Origin of the sequence: Pseudomonas sichuanensis, from assembly GCF_003231305.1 — a bacterium.
GTDB classification, from domain to species: domain Bacteria; phylum Pseudomonadota; class Gammaproteobacteria; order Pseudomonadales; family Pseudomonadaceae; genus Aquipseudomonas; species Aquipseudomonas sichuanensis.
The window spans coordinates 86,957-104,783 of sequence record NZ_QKVM01000011.1; the positions used below are offsets into that span (position 1 = coordinate 86,957).

Here is a 17,827-nt window from a genome sequence, read left to right on the forward strand (position 1 = left end):
TTTAACCCTGTGGGAGCTGGCTTGCCAGCGATTGGCCCAGCGCTGGCCTGAGAATTGCTGAGCACACACTATCAAGGCCATCAACGCCGATGGCCGCTTTTCATCACGACGAAGGCGCCGTGTTGCCCCGCTTGCCCAGTGCAGGCGGGGCAGCCGGCGCCTTTGTCGTTTCATCAGCAGGAGATCGCCGATGAGCAGCAGCCAGGTGCGCAGCGTTTGCCCGTATTGCGGGGTAGGGTGCGGCATCGTCATGAGCGTGAGCGACGGCCAGGTGGTCAAGGTCAGCGGCGACAAGCAGCACCCGAGCAATTTCGGCCGCCTGTGCACCAAGGGCCTGACCGCCCACGTGCCGCTGAGCGCCGGGCGCATGGCCCATGCCTTCGTCCGCCGCCAGCGCAGCCAGCAACCGGTACGCAGTGGCATGGACCAGGCCATCGCCGAGGCCGCCGCGCGGCTGCGCGCGATCATCGACGCGCACGGGCCGGACGCGGTGGCCCTGTATGTGTCCGGGCAGATGTCGCTGGAGGCCCAGTACCTGGCCAACAAACTGGCCAAGGGCTTTATCCGCACCCGCCATATCGAGTCCAACTCGCGCCTGTGCATGGCCAGCGCCGGCAGTGGCTACAAGCAGTCGCTGGGTGCCGACGGCCCGCCAGGCAGCTACCAGGATTTCGAGCGCGCCGAGGTGTTCCTGGTGATCGGCGCGAACATGGCCGACTGCCACCCGATCCTGTTCCTGCGCTTGCTCGACCGGGTCAAGGCCGGGGCCAGGCTGATCGTCGTCGACCCCCGGCGCAGCGCCACCGCCGACAAGGCCGACCTGTTCCTGCAACTGCGCCCGGGCAGCGACCTGGCGCTGCTCAACGGCCTGCTGCACCTGCTGCACGTCAACGGCCACACCGACGCGGATTTCATCGCCCGGCACACCGAGGGCTGGGATGAGTTGCCGGCCTTCCTGGCCGACTACACCCCCGCGCGCGTGGCCGCCATCACTGGCTTGAGCGAAGCCGACATCCATGCAGCCGCGCGCCTGATCGGCGAAGCCGGCGAGTGGATGAGCTGCTGGACCATGGGCCTGAACCAGAGCATCCACGGCACCTGGCACAGCAACGCGCTGTGCAACCTGCACCTGGCCACCGGCGCCATCTGCCGCCCCGGCAGCGGGCCGTTCTCGCTGACCGGCCAGCCCAATGCCATGGGCGGGCGCGAGATGGGCTACATGGGCCCGGGGCTGCCCGGCCAGCGCTCGGCCCAGGTCGCGGCCGATCGCGCCTTCGTCGAGCAGCAATGGCAACTGCCGCCCGGCCATCTGCGCAGCGAAGGCGGCGAGGGCACCGTTGCACTGTTCGAGCAGATGAAGGCCGGCGAGGTAAAGGCCTGCTGGATCATCTGCAGCAACCCGGTGGCCAGCGTCGCCAACCGCCAGCAGGTGATCGACGGTCTGGGCCAGGCTGAGCTGGTGATCAGCCAGGATGCCTTTCTCGACAGCGAAACCAACCGCCATGCCGACATCCTCCTGCCCGCCGCACTGTGGGCCGAAGGTGAAGGGGTGATGATCAACAGCGAACGCAACCTGACGCTGATGCCGCGTGCCGTCGCGGCGCCCGGCGAAAGCCTGGAGGACTGGCGGATCATCGCCCGCATCGCCTGCGCCATGGGTTACGCCGAGGCCTTCGACTACCCCGATGCCGAGGCCGTGTACGAGGAAATCCGCCGGTTCTGGAACCCTGCCACCGGCTACGACCTGCGCGGCATCGGCTACGCCGAGTTACGCCAAGGCCCACGCCAGTGGCCCTGCGCCCCAGGGCAAAGTGGCGATCGCAGCCCACTGCGTTACTGCAACGACGGCCTCAGCCAGCACCTGTTGCGTGACGCGCAAGGCGAGCGGCCGGCGCTGGCTTTCCCCACGCCCAGCGGCAAGGCGCGATTTTTCGCCCGGCCCTGGCTGCCGCCGGCCGAGCTGCCGGACGACGGCTATCCCTTCGTGCTCAACACCGGCCGTGTGCAGCACCAATGGCACACCCTGACCAAGACCGGCAAGGTGCCGAGCCTGAACAAGCTGGAGCCCGGCCCCTTCGTCGAGATCCACCCCGACGACGCCCGGCGCCTGGGTATCGCCGACCAGGACCAGGTGGCGATCCGCTCGCGCCGTGGCCAGGCGCTGTTGCCGGCGCGGCTCAGTGACCGGGTGTTGCCCGGCGGCTGCTTTGCGCCGTTCCACTGGAACGACCTTTACGGCGAGCAACTGGCGATCAACGCGGTGACCTGCGATGCGGTCGACCCCACCTCGCTGCAACCGGCCTTCAAGCATTGCGCCGTGGCCCTGGAGCGGGTTGCCGGCGAACGTATCGAGGCCCTCGACCTGACCACCGCCACGCCTTCGGAGCCTGCCGCCATGCCGACCACCATCCTGTCCCGCCTGCTGGGCCTGGACGCACTGCCGGCCCCGGTGCTGGCCGAAGACGAACGCCACTACCTGCAGGGCTTTTTGCTGGGCCTGGGCCAGGCCCGTAGCGAAGGCGTGCCGAGCCTACCGGCCAGCGCACCACTGGCGCCGGCCCGGCGGTTGTTCGTCGATGGCCTGTTGGCCGGGCTTTTCGCCCAGCCTGCGCCAGCACCCGTGGTGAACGATGCAGCGCCATGCCACCACGTGCTCTGGGCCTCGCAGACCGGCACGGGCGAGGCCCTGGCCGAGCGCTGCGCCCAGCACCTGCGCGAGGCCGGGCTGGCGGTGCAACTGAGCTGCATGGAGGCGATGACGCCTGCGCAGTTGCAGGGCGCCGCCAGCGTGGTGCTGATCGCCAGCACCTTCGGCGATGGCGAGGCTCCGGACAGCGGCGCGGCGTTCTGGCAGGCGCTGCAGGGCGAGGCGGGCGCGCATTGCGCGGCACTGCCTTTTGCGGTGCTGGCGCTGGGCGATTCGAGTTACGACCAGTTCTGCGGGTTCGGTCGCAGGCTCGACCAACGCCTTGCCGAGTTGGGCGGGCGGCGCCTGCTGGCGCGGGTCGATTGCGAGCCGGAGCATGATGAGGCCTTTGCTGCCTGGCTGGCGGCGCTGCTGCCTGAGTTGGGCAGCGTCGTGCCAGTCTGCATTGCGCCCGAGCCGGCAGAAAACTACAGCAAGCAGCAGCCTTGGCTGGCGCCGCTGTTGGAAAACCGCTTGCTCAACGGCCCAGGCTCGACCAAGGAAACCCGCCAGCTGGTGTTCGACCTGAGCGGCAGCGGTTTCACCTATCAGCCCGGCGATGCCTTGGGCGTGTGGCCGCGCAACTGCCCGGCGCTGGTCAGCGAACTGCTGGCGCTGATGCAGCTCGATGGCCAGGCTCAGGTCGAGCTCAAGGGGCACGCACCGATGCCCCTGGCCGTGGCCCTGGAGCGGCACCTGGAAATCGCCCGGGTTACCCCGCAGCAGCTTGACGTGTTCAGCCGGTCGGCCGAGGCGTTGCGCGAATTGCTGCAGGACAAAACTGCATTGAGAGACTGGCTGTGGGGCCGTCAGTTGGCCGACGTGCTGCGCGAATACCCCCAGCAGTTGGCGTTGGATGCCTGGCTGGCGCTGCTCAAACCGCTGCAGCCACGCCTGTATTCGATCAGTTCCAGCCCCGCCGCGCACCCTGGGCAGGTGCACCTGACGATGGCCACGGTGCGCTACGGCGAGCGCAAAGGGGTGTGCTCGGCGTTCCTCGCCGACCGGGCTCAGGCACTGGAAGTGGCGATCTTCCCGCAGCCGTCCAGGCACTTCCGCCTGCCCGAGGACGATAGCCTGCCGATCATCATGATCGGGCCCGGTACCGGTGTGGCGCCGTTTCGCGCGTTCCTCCAGGAGCGTGAGGTGCGCGCGGCCAGCGGCGGCAACTGGCTGTTCTTCGGCGAGCAGCAGGCGGCCTGCGATTTCTATTACCGCGAGCAACTGGAGGCCTGGCAGGTCAGTGGGCACCTGCGCCTGAGCACGGCGTTTTCCCGCGATCAGGCCGAGAAGATCTATGTGCAGCAGCGCCTGCTGGAACACGGCGCCGAGCTGTGGCAGTGGTTGCAGGCGGGGGCGTATGTGTACATCTGCGGCGATGCCCAGCGCATGGCCAGGGATGTGGATGCGGCGCTGCGCCAATTGGTGGCCGAACACGGCGGCATGGATGCGGCGGCGGCGGATGCCTATGTCGAGGCCTTGGGGCGCGACAAGCGTTATCGGCGGGATGTGTACTGAGTGCACCGCGTTGGGGAACGGTGCACCTTGGCTGTGCATTCATGGGTGCCTGCGCCGGCCTCTTCGCGGGTAAACCCGCTCCCACAGGAGCAGTGCAGGCCCTGTGGGAGCGGGTTTACCCGCGAAGAGGCCGGCGAAGCAACGCGACATGATGGTCTTGGCACAGTCTCTGCTTTGACAGATTCACAACAGCCCCACTGATCAACGGCGATCAACCCAGGGGCCTCACATCGATGAGTACAGGCAAAGGCGCCTGGAGCTTACGCTCCAGGCGCCTTTTTGTTTTCCGTGATCGAGGAACGGCTATGAAGGCAACAGCGAACGGCGCACAACGGGCACGACTGGTCATCGTCGGCAACGGCATGGTCGGCCACCACTGTGTCGAACAACTGATCGGGCAGGGCGCACTCGAGCGCTTCGAGCTGCATGTATTCGGTGAAGAGCGCCAGCGTGCCTACGACCGGGTGCACCTGTCGGAGTACTTCGCCGGCAGTTGTGCAGAGACCCTTGCGCTGTGCGAGCAGGGCTATTACGGCGACCACGGCGTGCACCTGCACCTGGGCGAGGCGGTGCTGCAGATCGACCGTGAGTGCTGCGAGGTGGTCACTGCCGAGGGCCGTTACGGCTACGACCAGCTGGTGCTGGCCACCGGTTCCTACCCGTTCGTGCCGCCGGTCGAAGGCTGTAGCGGCAACGCCCGCCTGGTCTACCGCAGCCTCGATGACCTCGACGCGATCCGCGCCGCCGCCAGCGACGCCCGCCGTGGCGTGGTGGTCGGTGGTGGCCTGCTGGGGCTGGAAGCGGCCAACGCACTCAAGTCGCTGGGGCTGGAGGCCCATGTGGTGGAGTTCGCGCCCCGGCTGATGCCGGTGCAACTGGACAGCGACGGTGGCGCGGCACTCAAGGCGCAGATCGAAGCGCTGGGCGTGGGCGTGCACCTGTCCCGCGCCACCCAGTCGGTGAGTGCCGGCGAAGGCTACCGCTACCGCATGAACTTCGACGGCGGCGAACACCTTGAAACCGACCTGATCGTCTTCTCTGCCGGTATCCGCCCCCAGGATGCCCTGGGCCGGGCCAGTGGCCTTGCGATCGCCGCCCGGGGGGGCGTGGTGATCGACAATCACTGCCGCACCAGCGATCCACGGATTTTCGCCATCGGCGAGTGCGCCTCGTGGAATGGCAGCGTGTTCGGCCTGGTCGCCCCGGGCTACGCCATGGCGCGCAACCTGGCGGCGCTGCTGATGGGGGCGGCGGCCAGCGAATTCACCGGCGCCGACATGTCGACCAAGCTCAAGCTGCTGGGGGTGGATGTCGGCTCCATCGGCGATGCCCACGGCGCCACGCCGGGCGCGCGCAGCTACCGCTTCATCGACGAGGCCAACGCCAGCTACCGCCGGCTGGTGGTGGACGCCAGCGGCAAGCAGGTGATCGGCGCGGTGCTGGTGGGCGACAACAGCTATTACGACACCCTGCTGCAATACGCCCAGAACGGCATCAGGCTGCCGGCCGACCCGGCCGCGCTGATCCTGCCCCAAAGTGCAGGCGCGCCGGCGCTGGGCGCCGATGCACTGCCCGACAGCGCGACCATCTGCTCGTGCCACAACGTCAGCAAGGGCGCGGTGTGCGCGGCCATCGACAGCGGCTGTGGCGATCTGGCCTCGGTCAAGGCCTGCACCAAGGCCGCCAGCGGTTGCGGCGGCTGCGCGGCGTTGCTCAAGCAGGTCTTCGAACACGAGCTGAGCGCCCGCGGCGTGGCCGTCGACAAGAGCCTGTGCGAGCACTTTGCCTATACCCGCCAGGAGCTTTACGGGCTGGTGCGGGTCGAGGGCATCCGCAGCTTCCACGAGCTGCTCGAACGCCACGGCAAGGGCCATGTCGGCTGTGACATCTGCAAGCCGGCGGTGGGCAACATCCTCGCCTCGTGCTGGAACCAGCCGATCATGGACCCGGCGCTGGTGCCGCTGCAGGACACCAACGACACCTTCATGGCCAACATGCAGAAAAACGGTACCTATTCGGTGGTGCCGCGCATCCCCGGTGGCGAGATCACCCCGGAAAAGCTCATCGTGATCGGCCAGGTGGCCAAGAAATACGACCTCTACACCAAGATCACCGGCGGCCAGCGCATCGACCTGTTCGGCGCCCAGCTGCACGAACTGCCGCTGATCTGGGGCGAACTGATCGAGGCCGGGTTCGAGACCGGCCACGCCTACGGCAAGTCGACCCGTACGGTGAAGTCGTGCGTGGGCAGCACCTGGTGCCGCTACGGCGTGCAGGACAGCGTGGCCATGGCGTTGCGCCTGGAGGACCGCTACAAGGGCCTGCGCTCGCCGCACAAGCTCAAGTTCGCGGTGTCTGGCTGCACCCGCGAGTGCGCCGAGGCGCAGAGCAAGGACATCGGCGTGATCGCCACCGACAAGGGCTGGAACCTGTACGTGTGCGGCAACGGCGGCATGCGCCCGCGCCACGCCGAGCTGTTCGCCACCGACCTGGACGATGAAACCCTGGTGCGGCTGATCGACCGGGTGCTGATGTTCTACATCCGCACCGCCGACAAGCTGCAGCGCACCTCGGTCTGGCGCGAAGGGCTGGACGGCGGGCTGGACTACCTCAAGCAGGTGATCCTCGACGACAGCCTGGGCCTGGCCGCCGAGCTGGAAGCGCAGATGCAGCATGTGGTCGAACAGTATGAATGCGAGTGGGCCAACGCCCTGAACGACCCGGAAAAACTCAAGCGCTTTCGCACCTTCGTCAACGACCGGCGCGCCGACCCCGATGTGCACTTCGTCCGCGAGCGCGGCCAGCGCCGGCCTGCTGCAGCGTTGCACCTGATCCCGACCCATGAGGAGGCTGTCTGATGAACCTGTCCAATGCTGCTGTGGTAAACCCATCAAGCTGGCAGGCCGTGTGCCAGGCCGCCGATCTGGTCGCCGATTCCGGCGTGGTGGTCTGGCATGAGGGCGAGCAGGTGGCGCTGTTCTACCTGCCCGGGCACGCGCAGGCGCTGTACGCCATCGGCAACCGCGACCCGCGCTCGGGGGCCAATATCATCGGCCGCGGGCTGGTGGGCAGCCTGCAGGGCGAGCTGGTGGTGGCGGCGCCGTTGTACAAGCAGCATTTCAGCTTGATGGACGGGCGTTGCCTGGAGGATCCGGCGCAGCGGCTGCGGGTGTGGCCGGTGCGGGTGGCGGCGGGGCAGGTGGAGATTGGCTTGGGCTGACGGTTTGATATTGCTTGGGGCTGCGCAGCGCCCCCGGCAACCCCAAGGCATGTGCGATGGATCGGATTACAGAGCATCCCCGCGCAGATACACTGCCTCGCATGAACCTCGACACCCGCATCAAGTTCCGCCACCTGCTGTGCTTCCTGGAGATTGCCCGGCAGGGCAGCCTGGCCCGTGCCGCCGATGTGCTTGCCATCAGCCAGCCGGCCATTTCCAAGACCCTCAAGGAACTGGAAGACCTGCTCGAAGCGCGGCTGTTCGAGCGCACCCACCTGGGCGTCACCCTGACCCCCGCCGGCACCCGTTTCATGCGTTACGCCGGGCCCAGCGTGCAGGCCCTGCGCGATGGCGTGGGCAGTGTGCGCGGCGATGCCAGGACGCCCTCGCAGGTGCGTATCGGCGTGCTGTCGACGGTCGAGGGCCTGCTGATGCCCGAAGTGCTGTGCCGCCTGCACCAGCGCCATGAAGCACTGGTGATCAGCGTGGTCACCGGGGTCAGCGCGCAATTGCTCGGGCAACTGCGCCTTGGCGAGTTGGAACTGGTGGTCGGGCGCATGACCGACAGCCCGCAGATCCAGGGCCTGTCGTTCGAGCACCTGTACAGCGAATCGATGGCCCTGGTGGTGCGCCCGGGCCACCCGCTGCTGGCCAGCACACCGGTGGAGCGGGCGCAGGTGGGGGCTTACGCGCTGGTGCTGCCGCCCCAGGGCACCACCATTCGCCAGCACGCCGACAGCCTGTTCGTGCAGTGCGGTATCCCGCTGCCGGCCCAACGCCTGGAAACCTTGTCGCTGGCCTTGAGCCGCCGTTACCTGCTGGGCAGCGATGCGCTGTGGGTGGCGCCGCGCGACGCGGTGCTGCTCGACCTGCGCCGTAACGAACTGGCCGAGCTGGACCTGGGCGTACGCGAGCCAGGCGGCTCGGTGGGCATCTGCCGCAACGCCGCCTTGCCGGCGAGCCTGCCCGCGCAGTGGGTGTGTGAAGTGCTGCGCGAGGTAGCCGGGCAGTACCGGGACGGCCTGTACCCCTGAACGGGCCATTGCGCGTGGCCTCGGGGCCCTTTATCAGGCACTGGATCGAGGGGTGTGATGGCGATCTGGTACTTCTCCGTCGACGCAATTCGCACTGCACGACCTGGTGCCGTGACATCAGCAGTTTCAATACCGGAACTTATCGGGCTTTCCCGGCTCCTATGCCGGTAGCCATTGGTCGTGGCCGCCTGATAAGCTCGCGGCTTTACCCTGATTTGCCCCTTTGGCGCATGAACAAGGAATCAGCATGAAACAAACTCGTCTGGCGGCTGCGGTTGCCCTGGTAGGTCTGGTGCTGGCGGGCTGCGACGCCCAGACCAGCAGCGTCGAACTGAAGACTCCGGCACAGAAAGCTTCCTACGGTATCGGCCTGAACATGGGCAAGAGCCTGGCTCAGGAAGGCATGGACGACCTGGATTCGAAAGCTGTCGCCCAAGGTATCGAGGACGCGGTTGGCAAGAAAGAACAGCGCCTGAAGGACGAAGAGCTGGTCGAGGCCTTCTCCGCCCTGCAGAAGCGCGCCGAAGAACGCCTGGCCAAGGCCAGCGAAGAAGCTGCCGCCAACGGCAAGAAGTTCCTGGAAGAAAACGCCAAGAAGGCCGGCGTGGTCACCACGGCTTCGGGCCTGCAGTACGAAGTGGTGAAGAAGGCCGATGGCCCGCAGCCAAAACCGACTGATGTCGTGACCGTTCACTACGAAGGCAAGCTGATCGACGGCAAGGTGTTCGATAGCTCCGTCGAGCGCGGCGCCCCCATCGACCTGCCGGTCAGCGGCGTGATCCCGGGTTGGGTCGAAGGCCTGCAACTGATGCATGTCGGCGAGAAGTACAAGCTGTACATCCCGGCTGAGCTGGCCTACGGCGCCCAGAGCCCGAGCCCTCTGATCCCGGCCAACTCGGTCCTGGTCTTCGACCTGGAACTGCTGGGCATCAAAGACCCGAGCAAGCAGGACGCCGAACCAGCCCAGGCTGAGTAAGCGCAACCTTTGCTGTACCACGACGCCCCGTTTCGACGGGGCGTCGTCGTTTTTGCCGGTGGTTGACGCGAACCGCTGGCGTCCTTCACTGTCGCAAGCAATGCCGTGGGTGATCCTGCGGCGGGTTGTCGCAAAACGTTTGCGCGATTGAAACGGCTGTGTAAAAAACGCCCGATCCGTGCCCGGCCCTTGTCCGGCGGGCACCGAGCGGTGCAAAGGCGGTCCTGTTCACAAGGTTATCCACAATAAATGTGGATAACTGTCCGTTGCTCTGGAGGTTGCATGAGCGCTCCCTGGAATTTCGCCCGTTTTCTGCCGCTTGCCGAGCGCCTGCTCAGCCGTGGCCGTTTGCCGGCACTGTTGTTCGCGGTCGCGCGCAAGGGGCCCAAACTTGGCCAGTTGCGCGAGGATGTGCGGCTGATGCAGGCCCTGTGCCTGGCCTGGTGGCGCGGCGAGTACCGTGCCGTGAGCCCCAAGGCGCTGGTGACCATCGTCGCCGGGCTGCTGTATTTCGTCAGCCCCCTGGATGCGATCCCCGACTGGTTGCTGGGTGTGGGCCTGCTTGACGATATTGCCGTGCTCGGCTGGGTGCTCAAGACCGTGGCCGATGAGCTGAGCCGCTTCAGGGCCTGGCGCGACAGCCAGGCGCCGGAGAAACTGCGGGTGGTCGAGCGCTTGCCGGACACGCCCGAGGCGCTGCGCCTGGAGCGTCCCAACCGCTGAACAAGCAGCGAGCGCACAGACCCCCGAGGTTGGTAATATAATTGGCATAAGCGTTATGCCTAGGGATTACATGCCGTGATCCAACGTCAAGGGGGTTGTATGGGTATTCAGGTCATCAGCCGGGACGGTCAGCCCGAGTACGCAGTGGTTCCCTGGGAGCAGTATCAGGCGCTGCTGGTCTCCGCGGGCCAGGCACCTGCCACGGTGCCTGGCAACAGCGACACTGTCGAAGGCACAACCCAGAGCGCGAGCCTGCGTTCTTTGGACGAACTGGCGTCGTTGCGTCAGGCCAAGGGCCTGGCTCCCGAGCAACTGGCGCGCACGGTGGGCATCAGCCCGGCTTACCTGGCGATGATCGAGGCCGGCGAGCGCCGCCCTGACGCAGCGATACTGCGCAGCCTGGCCTGGCACCTGGGCATTGGTGGCTGGAGCGAGCCATCATGAGCCAGGTCAGGATCAGCCGTCAGCACTGGGAGAGCCTGCTGACCGAGCTCGACCTGGCCCGCCGACAACGCCACCTGCTCACTTACCGTGCATTGCTCGAACGCCTCCAGCTCCCCAGCCCTGCCATGCAGACTCTGACCGCCGCGCTGGAGTACCTGGCGCTGCTCGATGCCCGTGCCGAGCAGCCGTTGCGCAGCTCGCTGGTGATCAGCCAGGGCGCCAGCCGCCTGCCGCGTACCGGCTTTTTCGAATGTGTAGAGCGGCTGGGCAGGTTCAACGGGCCGGTGGATGGCATGGAGGCGGCGTCGTGGCATGCCTCGGAAGTGGTGCGGGTGTTCGAGTATCGGTATCCGGAAGAGGCGTGAATCGGGTCGGCAGTGCCGGCCCCATCGCCGGCAAGCCAGCTCCCACAAGGGCTGCGTAACTTCTGTAGGAGCGGCCTTGAGTCGCGATAGGGCCGCAAAGCGGCCCCAGCTTCTTTGCGGAACCACATAAACTGCAGGGGCTGCTGCGCTGCCCTTTCGCGACCCAAGGCCGCTCCTACAACAAAGCAGTTGCTTCCACGCTTGCCCATCTAGCAACAGGCGCTTTGATCGCGGCCCCGCTCGCTCTGTTGTTCGGTGATCAGCTTGAGCACGTCGATCACCCGCCCCAGCCCCAGGTAACGGCCGCCCTGGGTAATGATGAACGCTTCCTCGATGCGCTGTTGCGCCCGACTGGTAAGCAGGCGGCTGACCTGCTGCAGCGATTGTCCACGCTCGACCACCACAAAGTCCTTGCTCATCAGTTGGCTGACGGGCATGGCTGGCAACAGGTTGCAGCTCGAAGGCTCGAGCAGGGCTTCGTGCAACGTATGGCGGTGGACGATGCCACAGGGCTTGCCCTGTCGGTCCAGCACGGCGAGGGAGTTGAGGTGGGCTTGGCCGCGGAAGGCCTCCAATACGTGCTGGATGGGGCATTCCAGGGGCACCGCTGGCTGCTGGAGGAGCAGGGCGCCAAGGTCGGCGCTGTCTTCATTCAGCGCCCCAGGGCTGCCCGGCGCCAGGGTCGGCAGGAGCGAGCATTCACGCGCAGCGGTCTCCTGAGGGCGGCCAAGCAGATAGCCCTGCAGCAGCTCGACGCCCATTTCAGCCAATACGGTCAGCTCTTCTGCCAGTTCGATGCCTTCGGCGATCACCTGGGCGCGTGAGGCGCGAGCGATTTGCAGGATCGAACCGACGAACTCGCGCTTGAGCGGGTCCTGGTGGATGCCATCGATGAAATGGCGGTCGATCTTCACGTAATCCGGGCGCAGCTCCGACCACAGGCGCAGGCTTGAATAGCCGGCGCCCAAGTCATCCAGGGCAATCGAGAAGCCCATGTCGCGGTAATGGTGCAGGGCGTTGAACAGCAGCTGGAAGTCTTCGGTGGGCGTCTGCTCGGTGAGTTCGATGACCACTCGGCTGGGCGACAGGCCGACCTGTTCGAGCATCTTCAGGGTGCGCCCGGAAGGGTAGTGCGGTTCAAGCAAGGACTCGGGGGATACGTTGAGGAACAGCTTGCCCTCAAGGCTCTGCTCGGCAAAACGCCGGCAGGCGGTTTCGCGGCACAGCACTTCCAGCTCGCTGAGGCGCCCGGCCTGGCGGGCGATGGCGAACAGGTTCAGTGGCGAATGCAGCGGGCTGTTGGAGGGGCCGCGGCTCAAGGCTTCATAGCCGAGAATGCGCCGTTCAGAAAGACAGACGATGGGCTGGAACAGGCTGTGCACGCTACGTTGAGCCAGGATGGCGCTCAGTGCGCTGAGCTGTTCGGTGACGGTCATGGACTGCTTCCTGAATAGAAAAAGGCCGGGCGTTTTCACGCTCGGCCCTTCTATTTCACGACAGCCAGATGACTGTTTGATGACGGCTCACATTATATTGCCATCACCTCAGTGCTTGGCCACCGAAGTGCTCAAGCTCAGGTAGTCGAGCAGGATGCGCCCGGTTTCCGACAGGTAGGCGTCGTCTTCCGGCTTGGTGTCGTCCGGCTCGGCCGGCAGCGCGTCCTCGTCTTCTTTTTTCAGCTCCTTGAGCGGCTCTTCGCCCTTGGCCTTGCGGCGGATGTTTTCCAGCGCCAGCTGCTTGGCTTCGATCTGGTCGTGGCGCGCGCGGCGGTCCTGCTCGTTGAGGCTGACGGTCTTCTCGTCCATCAGCTTCTGGGTCAGGGCCAGGCGGTCACGGATGTAGGCAAACTCGGCATCCTTGACGCTGCGCGCTTCATGCTGTGCCTTGAGCTGGGCCAGGTACGGCTTGAACGGGTCGGCCACCGGCTTGATCACCGGGCGGATGGTGTCCCACGGCATGGCTTCGGGCAGGGCGCTCTCGCCGATTTCCTTGGTGTCGATGATTGACGGGTAGGCGATGTCCGGCAGCACGCCCTGGTGCTGGGTGCTCTGCCCGGAAACCCGGTAGAACTTGGCCAGCGTCAGCTTGAGTTCGCCATGGTTGAGCGGCTGGATGGTCTGCACGGTGCCTTTGCCGAAGGTCTGGCCACCGATGATCAGCGCGCGGTGATAGTCCTGCATGGCGCCGGCGAAGATCTCCGAGGCCGAGGCCGAGAGGCGGTTGACCAGCAGCGCCAGCGGGCCTTTGTAGAAGGCGCCAGGGTTTTCGTCTTCGAGCACATCCACGCGGCCGTCGCTGTTGCGCACCAGCACGGTCGGGCCTTTTTCGATGAACAGGCTGGTCAGCTCGGTCGCTTCCTGCAGCGAGCCACCGCCGTTGTTGCGCAGGTCGATGACCACACCGTCGACTTTCTCTTTCTGCAGCTCGGTGAGCAGCTTCTTGACGTCGCGGGTGGTGCTCTTGTAGTCCGGGTCCCCGGCGCGATAGGCTTTGAAGTCCAGGTAGAAGGCCGGGATCTCGATGATCCCCAGCTTGTAGTCGCGGCCGTCCTGCTTGAGCTTGAGCACCGACTTCTTCGCTGCCTGCTCTTCGAGCTTGACCGCTTCGCGGGTGATCGAGACGATCTTGCTGGTCTGATCGTTCGGCGCATTGCTCGCCGGGATGACTTCCAGGCGTACCACCGAGCCTTTCGGGCCACGGATCAGCTTGACCACTTCGTCCAGGCGCCAGCCGACCACGTCGACCATTTCCTTGTTGCCTTGCGCCACGCCGATGATCTTGTCGGCCGGGGCCACCTGTTTGGTTTTCGCCGCAGGGCCTGCCGGCACCAGGCGCACGATCTTGACCTGGTCGTTGTCGCTCTGCAGCACCGCGCCGATACCTTCGAGCGACAGGCTCATGTTGATGTCGAAGTTCTCGGCGTTGTCCGGCGACAGGTAGTTGGTGTGCGGGTCGTACGACTGGGCGAAGGTGTTGATGTAGGCCTGGAAGATGTCTTCGGCCCGGGTCTGGTCCAGGCGCGCCAGCTGGTTCTTGTAGCGCTTGGTCAGGGTTTCCTGGATCTGCTTGAAGTCCTTGCCGGCGATCTTCTGGCGCAGCACTTCATCCTTCACGCGTTTGCGCCACAGGTCGTCGAGCTCGGCCGAGTTCTTCATCCACGGGGCGTCCTTGCGGTCGACCAGCAGGTCTTCCTTGACGGTGAAGTCGATCTTGTCGACGCCCTTGTTCAGCTCGGCCAGGGCGAAGTCCAGGCGCTGTTTCACACGGTCCAGGTAGCGCTTGTAGATGGTGAAACCGGGGTCGAGATTGCCGCTTTTCAGAAAATCGTCGAACTGCGTCTTCCACTTGTCGAACTCGGCGATGTCGGCCGCGGTGAAATAGCTGCGCGCAGGGTCCAGCAGCTTGATGTAGCTGTCATAGATGATGACCGAACGGGCGTCGTCCAGCGGCGGCTTGCTGTAGTGGTGGCGCTTGAGCAGCTCGACCACGTTGAGGCTGGCGACGATTTCGTCACGGTCCGGCTGCAGGCTGTCCCACTTGTTGGCGGCGGCCGCATTGCCACCGAGCGTAAGGCTGCCAAGCCCGATGACAAGGGCGAGGGCGGTGCTGGGGAGGAAATGCTTCATGCTGATTCGACGTGTAGGCAATTGATCACGCATAGTAGGCCGTCTTTTCCGTTCGCCGGTTCCATGAAACCGGGAAAATACTGCAAAAAGCCTGGGACGGTGATCCCAGGCTCAGTCATATGATTCAACTATGGAGGCACTGTGAAGGCATTGCAAGGCGTTGACGGACATGTGGCCTGGGTCGAGGCCGAACGCCCGGCCTGTGACGCAGGGCAGGTGCGCATTCGAGTGGCCGCTGCGGGGCTGAACCGCGCCGACCTGCTGCAAAAGGCCGGCCTTTATCCACCGCCGCCGGGTGCCAGCCCGTACTTGGGCCTGGAGTGCGCCGGCATCGTCGAAGAAGTGGGCGCCGGTGCCGACTGGCGCGTGGGTGATCGGGTCTGCGCCTTGTTGGCTGGCGGCGGCATGGCCGAGGAGGTGGTGGTCGATGCCCGCCACGTGTTGCCCGTGCCCGAAGGCCTGAGCCTGCACGAAGCGGCGGCGATCCCCGAGGTGTACGCCACGGCCTGGCTGAATATCTTTCAGCTTGGTGGCCTCAAGGCTGGCGAGAAGGTCTTGGTGCATGCCGGCGCCAGCGGCGTGGGCTCGGCGGCGATCCAGCTGTGCAAGGCCTTCGGCAATCCGGTGTGGGTCAGCGTCGGCTCACCGGAGCGTCTGGCCTACTGCCAGGGGCTGGGCGCCGCCGGTGGCGTGGTGCGCAATGCCAACCTCGACGCGCTTGAACAGCTTGGCCCGTTCGACGTGATCCTCGACCCGGTCGGCGCCGGCTATGGCCCGCTCAACCTCAAGCTGCTGGCCCGCGACGGGCGCTGGGTGATCATCGGCCTGATGGGCGGGCGCAAGGTCGAGCTGGACCTGGCGTTGGTGCTGGGCAAGCGCCTTGAGATTACCGGCTCTACCCTGCGCAACCGCGATGATGGGTTCAAGGCCGAGCTGTTGCGTGAACTGGGCCGGCAGGTATGGCCGTTGTTCAGCGAAGGCCGGCTCAAGCCTCAACTGGTGGACACCTATCCGGTGGCCTTTGCCGAGGCCGCCTTTGCGGAGTTGGCCAGCAACCAGGTGTCCGGAAAGCTGGTGCTGGTGATCGATCCGGCGCTGGCCTGAACCCATGCCGGCGGGGTTGGCCATCAGCCCTGCCCGGTGACGTCGAAGTCTCCACCTAGCATTTTTGTCAGTAGGCAAATGCCTGGTTAAGCGTTTGAATCGCTCGCAGCAAGCAGGTTTCTGGAGGCCCAGTGGGCATCGTACCTGGTGAATGGGAGCGGACATGCGCGACACACGCGAAGTGCAGTGGCTACAAGCGGACCTGGCGGCACCGGATGTTCCCGTCATCATCCGTGACGAGAACGGTGACCCCTACGCTGATGGGTTGTTGCCACGCACGGCGCTGAGCAATGACCTCGAAGTGATCATTGCGCCATGGGACATGGACCCGCAGTTCTCGGACAAGGTGCAGGTCGGTTGGCGGCTCTCAGGCGCGCCTTTCGTCGCGGTCAGTGAATATACCTTCGCCCCTCCCTCGGCCCAGAGAACGGTTCATGTACCGCGTCGCTACCTGGATCACGGGGTCCATGACCTCTCCTACACCGTCAGCCGCCTGGGCAATCGCACCGAATCACTCAAGCGCACCATCACGGTGGACAGGGTGCCACCCAACGACGGTCAGTCGCCCGATCCCCTGGTACTGCCTGCCGACCTGGTGGGCGAACTGACCGAGGACTACCTGGCGCGCAATGGCCGGCTGCGTTGCGAGGTACCCACGTACGTGGGCCTGAAAGCTCGCGACCGAGCGGTCTTCTTCTGGTCCGCCGTGAACCCACCGCCAGGCAACGAGCCGGCCATCGACGAGCGCGAGTTCAGCCAAGAGGACATCGACCGCGGCGAGCTGTTCGTGGACTACGACGCAGCGGCCATCCGAGCGTCCGGCAGCGGGCAGCGCTTCCTCTGGTATCGCCTGCGCGACCTGGTGGGCAACGAGGGCGATGCGTCCCTCGTGACAGCGCTGGAGGTGAACCTGCGCCCCCCTCCGGCGAACCTCGAGCCACCTCGGGTACCGCTCAGCGCCCGGGGCCTGATCGACCGTGAACATGCCCGCGAAGGCGCCTCGGGCGAGGGCGGGGTGACCGTCGAGGTCGACGCCTATGACAATGCCGATGCCCAGCAGTGGGTGATCATCGACTGGCACGGTACGCCCTTGCAGGCGCTGGCGGTCGATCCGGCTGCCTTTCCATTGCGTGCGTTCGTGCCGTGGCCGGCGCTGACCGCCGTTGGCCTGGGCCCTGGCGATGCCGTGGTCAGTTATCAGGTACGTCATGGCACCCGTCTGTTGCCGTCACCGTCGATTTCCGTGCCCTTCGACCTGACCGTGGCGGGGCAGGACCACCCCAATGCACCGGCGTTGCTCAATACCCTGCTCGACAAGGTGGAGATCCGTGGCGCGGTCTCCGATCAACCCAACGTGCTCAAGCCGGTCGACCATGGATACGACGCCATCGTCAAGCTGGCGCTGTTCAACGATCCGCAGCCCGGTGATTCGCTGAGCCTGTACTGGGGCCAACAGCTTGCGCCGGTCGACCGCTACAGTGTTCAGCCAGGCGATGTGGCCGGCCAGCCCGTGGCCCTGAAGGTCCCGTGGGCAGTGATTGAGCAACAGCCCAACGACCGCGCCCTGCCGGTCTGGTACGAGACCGACAATGGCGTCAACCAGCAACTGTCGCGGGCCACCCTGGTGGATGTGGCGGTCGAGGTGATCCAGGGGCTCCAGGCGCCGGTGTTTCCCGATGCGACGCTTTACGGCTACCTCAACTGCTGCAGCAGGCCGCGGTTGTGGGAGGGCGTGAACGTGCGGGTGAAGGGCGATCCGCGCTTCAGTGTCGGCGATACCATCGAACTGGTGTGGCAGGGCCATGACAACCTGAACGGCTCATCGCCCATCCCTGGCGTCACGGCCACGTTCAGCGAGCCCGTTGGCACTGCCGGGGGGGCCGTCGATTTTCTCATCCAGCCCTATGACAACTTGATCGCGCCGATGATCGATAACGCGTCTGCCACCGCCCAGTACCGCTTGTTGAAAACCGACGGCAGTGTCGGCGTCTCTGACATCGACGTCGTCAAGATCATGCGCAAGATGCCCAGCGGAGAGGTCTGCTCGCCCGACCTGGACCTTTGCCTGGAGGCGGGTACCCAGACACAGGGAGAAGGAGGGTAGCAAAACGCAAACCAGCCCATACGCGAT

At 65.7% G+C, this 17,827-nt stretch carries 11 protein-coding genes and 1 pseudogene; 10 read left to right on the forward strand and 2 right to left on the reverse strand.

All coding sequences use genetic code 11. The features are described 5' to 3' along the window. Positions 1–190: 190 nt before the first annotated feature. From DM373_RS08215 to DM373_RS08255, 8 genes are all read left to right on the forward strand, one after another. Positions 191–4,204, forward strand: a complete 4,014-nt coding sequence (locus tag DM373_RS08215; protein WP_110993071.1) for a bifunctional nitrate reductase/sulfite reductase flavoprotein subunit alpha — start codon at positions 191–193, stop codon at positions 4,202–4,204. A 305-nt stretch (positions 4,205–4,509) separates the two neighbouring features. Next, complete coding sequence (gene nirB, locus DM373_RS08225; protein ID WP_110993073.1) at positions 4,510–7,062, forward strand: nitrite reductase large subunit NirB; 2,553 nt, start codon at positions 4,510–4,512, stop codon at positions 7,060–7,062. Beyond that, a complete protein-coding gene (gene nirD, locus DM373_RS08230; RefSeq protein WP_110993074.1) occupies positions 7,062–7,424 on the forward strand; it encodes a nitrite reductase small subunit NirD in 363 nt (120 codons plus the stop codon). Before nirB ends, nirD begins: the two co-directional genes overlap by 1 nt. A 101-nt stretch (positions 7,425–7,525) precedes the next feature. Next, a complete protein-coding gene (gene pcaQ, locus DM373_RS08235) occupies positions 7,526–8,458 on the forward strand; it encodes a pca operon transcription factor PcaQ (protein WP_110993075.1) in 933 nt (310 codons plus the stop codon). Between the two features lie 247 nt (positions 8,459–8,705). Further along, a complete protein-coding gene (gene bamJ / locus DM373_RS08240) occupies positions 8,706–9,434 on the forward strand; it encodes a BamJ family beta-barrel-assembly machinery protein (protein ID WP_110993076.1) in 729 nt (242 codons plus the stop codon). A 282-nt stretch (positions 9,435–9,716) separates the two neighbouring features. Continuing rightward, on the forward strand, positions 9,717–10,157 hold the full coding sequence (locus DM373_RS08245) for a YkvA family protein (RefSeq protein ID WP_110993077.1): 441 nt from the start codon (positions 9,717–9,719) through the stop codon (positions 10,155–10,157). A 99-nt stretch (positions 10,158–10,256) separates the two neighbouring features. Continuing rightward, positions 10,257–10,601 carry a helix-turn-helix domain-containing protein gene (locus DM373_RS08250; protein WP_110993078.1) on the forward strand — a complete coding sequence of 115 codons (345 nt, stop codon included), beginning with the start codon at positions 10,257–10,259 and terminating at the stop codon, positions 10,599–10,601. Beyond that, positions 10,598–10,966, forward strand: a complete 369-nt coding sequence (locus tag DM373_RS08255; RefSeq protein WP_110993079.1) for a hypothetical protein — start codon at positions 10,598–10,600, stop codon at positions 10,964–10,966. Before DM373_RS08250 ends, DM373_RS08255 begins: the two co-directional genes overlap by 4 nt. 230 nt (positions 10,967–11,196) lie before the next feature. On the opposite strand, the pseudogene DM373_RS08260 reads toward DM373_RS08255, so the two are convergent. Both DM373_RS08260 and DM373_RS08265 read right to left on the reverse strand, forming a co-directional pair. Further along, a pseudogene (locus tag DM373_RS08260) lies at positions 11,197–12,402 on the reverse strand (EAL domain-containing protein); the annotation flags it as partial. 108 nt (positions 12,403–12,510) lie between these two features. Beyond that, on the reverse strand, positions 12,511–14,592 hold the full coding sequence (locus DM373_RS08265; protein WP_167409811.1) for a carboxy terminal-processing peptidase: 2,082 nt from the start codon (positions 14,590–14,592) through the stop codon (positions 12,511–12,513). A 141-nt stretch (positions 14,593–14,733) separates the two neighbouring features. Here DM373_RS08265 and DM373_RS08270 point away from each other — a divergent pair, with 141 nt between their 5' ends. Both DM373_RS08270 and DM373_RS08275 read left to right on the forward strand, forming a co-directional pair. Beyond that, positions 14,734–15,696 (forward strand): NAD(P)H-quinone oxidoreductase, encoded by a 963-nt coding sequence (locus tag DM373_RS08270; protein ID WP_110993081.1) that lies wholly within the window; start codon positions 14,734–14,736, stop codon positions 15,694–15,696. 163 nt (positions 15,697–15,859) lie between these two features. Then, entirely contained in the window at positions 15,860–17,800 is a 1,941-nt protein-coding gene (locus DM373_RS08275) for a hypothetical protein (RefSeq protein WP_110993082.1), read from the forward strand. Positions 17,801–17,827: the final 27 nt, after the last annotated feature.